1 protein-coding gene is annotated in these 3,131 nt (G+C 68.2%); it reads right to left on the bottom strand.

Annotated features, from left to right (window positions below; all coding sequences use genetic code 11):
* On the bottom strand, positions 1-3,131 hold a 3,131-nt coding region (locus tag ACTJJK_RS23145), incomplete at both ends, for an autotransporter domain-containing protein (RefSeq protein WP_440731363.1).

Raw genomic sequence — 3,131 nt, 5'->3', positions numbered from 1 at the left:
TCGTTCAACTCGGCTTCCACGCCGACGTCGACGGTCGCCATCAGGCCCAGCTCGTGGTTCGGAAACGCTTGCGGTTGCGTGCCGGAGCCGATCGGCACCACCAGCAAGGCGTTGTCCTTCTCGCCCAGGGTGTCCTGCAGGCCGAGCGTCGCCCACGGGCGGATGCGTGCGCCGCCGGCCGTCTCGAAACGCTTCTCGGCACGCACCGCGGCGCGCACCGTGCCCAGCAGGTCGTCGTCCATCACCAGTTGCTTGCCGCTCGCATCGCGCTGGTCCTGCCACTGCATGGCACTGGCGCTCAGGTTCACTTGCGGCTCGAGGGTCCAGCCGTTGCTCAAGTGAAAGCGATGGCCGAACTGTGCGCTTGCGGTCACGCTGCTGCCGCCGATGTCTTGGTTGAAACCGTCGGCCACCGCGACGCGGGCCTCCGGCCGTTGCCCGACCAGGGTCATGTCCAGGTAGCTGCCGCCCTGCCAACTGACGCTACCGTACATGCCGACCATCGGCGTATCGACGCGCACATGGGCCTGGCCGATGCCTTGCAGATCGGTCGAATTGGCGCCGTCGGCCCAGTAGTTGCCGTGTTGGTAGCCCAGGAATACGCCGCCGCGGAAGCTGCGCGTCTCGCGGTCCTGCAACAGCACGTCCATGCCCAGGTACAAGCCGAGCGTGTCGCCGCTGAAAGCGAAGCCCGGGTTGGCGCCCATCTCGAGTTCGCTGCCGCTCGCCGCTACCCAAAGGCCGTGGCAATCGCCGCGCAACGACGCATAAGCGCGCCGTGCGCCCTCCTCCTCCGCGCCGCAGCGCGGCGTATCGCCACGTACGCCGCTCATGCGTTCGAACAACAGCCGGTTGCTGCTCTGGATATCGGCCAGGCCGATGTCCGGCAGCACCGCGTACCCGCCGATTTCCGGCAGGATATTGCTGGCCTCGGTGTTCAGATACCAGCCATCGCCCTGGCGGTCGAAGCTCCACGGGAACACGCTGCCGTTCAAGCGCACCACTCCGTCGCTCGCGCCGGCCGCGGTGAAGCTGCCTGCGGTCGCCGCGTTGTCGTTCGGGGCCGAGATCACCCGGATCGACGCCGGCTGCTGCGGGGTTTCGCTGCCGTCGCCGAGAAAGGTCACCGCGGTGGTGCCGGCGACGTCGCCGCCGATGTCCAAACCGCCCGAGGTCTGGTTGCCCGGCGATACCGTCAGCGCCAGCGCGCCGCCGCCGGTGTAGTTGCCGCTGATGCCGAAGCGGGCGCCGCCGACCGTGATCACGCCAGAATTGGCCACGCTGCCGGTCAGGTTGGCGCCGCTCATTGCAATCAATTCCGAGGTACCGTCGATCGACAGCAAACCCCCGGCCAGGTTCAGCGGTGCGTTCAAGGTCAGGTGAGTGCCGGTGAGCAGGTCGACGCGCTCCCAGTTGGACAGTGCGCCCACGTCGCTCTGGTCCAGGGTCATGCTGTGGAAGTTCACCCGATCCTCGCCGCCGGCGCCGCCGTCGAAACGGGTCAGGCCGCTGAGCTCGCCGCCGCGGAAATCGGCGCTGTCGTTGCCGGCGCCGAATTCGAAGTTGCCGATCACCGTGCCCGACGACGCGAAGCTGTCGTTGCCGGCGGTGCCGCTGTAGAGGCCGGTGGCCTTCAGGGTCGCGCCGGCGGCGACCGTAGTGTTCTGCGCGGACACGCTGCCGCTGGCGGTGACTTCGAGCAGGCCACCGATCACCTCGACGTCGATGAACTGCGAAGGCCCGTTGATCTGCAACGCACCGGCACCGGACTTAGCCAGCGATTCGAAGCCCAGCATGCTGCCCAGCGGCACGTTGAAGCCGCCTCCGATATTTGCCTCGAGCGTGTCGTTGCCGAGGCCGCCTTCGACCGTGCCGATCGCTGCGGTGGTTTCGTGGACGATGAAGCGGTCGTCGCCGGCACCGAGCGCGAACGTGCCGCTGCCGGTGTCGAGCGTGCCGGCCAGGTCGAATGCATCGTCGCCGTCGCCGAGGTCGCCGGAAGCGAGCAAGCTCGCGCCAGCGGCCACTTCGACCGTGTTGACGCCGGCGCTGCCGGTCAACACGGTCTGGCCCGCGGCCATGCCTTGCACGCGGCCGTCGATCGCGAGCGTGGTGCCGTCGGCCATCGCCAAGGTCGGCGTTTGCAGGGTTCCGGCCACGCTCAGAATGCCGCCGTTGAGCGTGGTGCCGCCGCTGAAGCTCTGGATGCCGGTCAGCGTGACTTCGCCGGCGTTGTCCTTCTGCAGGAACTCGAAGTTGATCGTGTTGCCGGCATCGAAGCTGAAGGCGTTGGCGTTGTCGAGCACCACCGTGTCGCCGCTGCCGTGTCCGCCGCCGCTGATGACCGCGTTGAGCGCGGCGCCGTCGCCGAGGGTCAGCACGTCTTCGCCGCCGCACAGGTCGATGCTGCCGCTGCCGGACACGGTGCCCGACACGCTCATCGTGTCGTTGGCGGCGCCGCAACCGAAGCTGCCGTCGACGTTCAAGGTCGCGCCGGCTCCGACCACCGTGGCCAGTGTGCTGCCTGCGGTCGCCACCACGCTGCCGGCCGGGCCGATATTCAAGGTACCGCCGAGCACGCTGACCTCCTGCAAGTCGGTTGCGCTCGGGCCGATGATGTTGAGCGTGCCGGTGCCGGTCTTGGTCACGCCTTCGAAGTTGACCAACGCACCCAGGTCTGCGGTCAGATCGATGTCGTAGACGCGCGTATCCAGGCCGGCGCCGCCGTCGATGGTGCCGAGCACCGTGGTGCCGTCGTGGACGACGAAGCTGTCGTCGCCGTCGCCCAGTGCGAAGGTGCCGCCCAAGGTGTCCAGCGTGCCGACCACGTCGAGCACGTCCTCGCCGGCGCCGAGATTGCCGTTGGCCAAAGCCGAACCGTTGATAGTCACCGTGTTGACGCCGACGCTGCCGGTGATCGCGGCGGCGATGCCCGCCCCTGCGTCCAGACTGCCGTCGACGGTCAACGTGGTGTCGTCGTTCATCGCCACGGTCGGCGTGCTCAGCGCGCCGGCGACCGCGAGCTCGCCGCCGTTGAGGGTGGTGCCGCCGCTGAAGCTTTGGGTGCCGGTCAGGGTCGCGATGCCTGCGTTGTCCTTCTGCAGAAATTCGAAGTTGACCGTATTGCCGGC

Source organism: Lysobacter sp. 22409, assembly GCF_052045105.1.
Taxonomy (GTDB): Bacteria; Pseudomonadota; Gammaproteobacteria; order Xanthomonadales; family Xanthomonadaceae; genus Lysobacter; species Lysobacter antibioticus_B.
The sequence above is the reverse complement of the archived record's forward strand: the minus strand, read 5'-3'. Positions and strand labels throughout refer to the sequence as shown.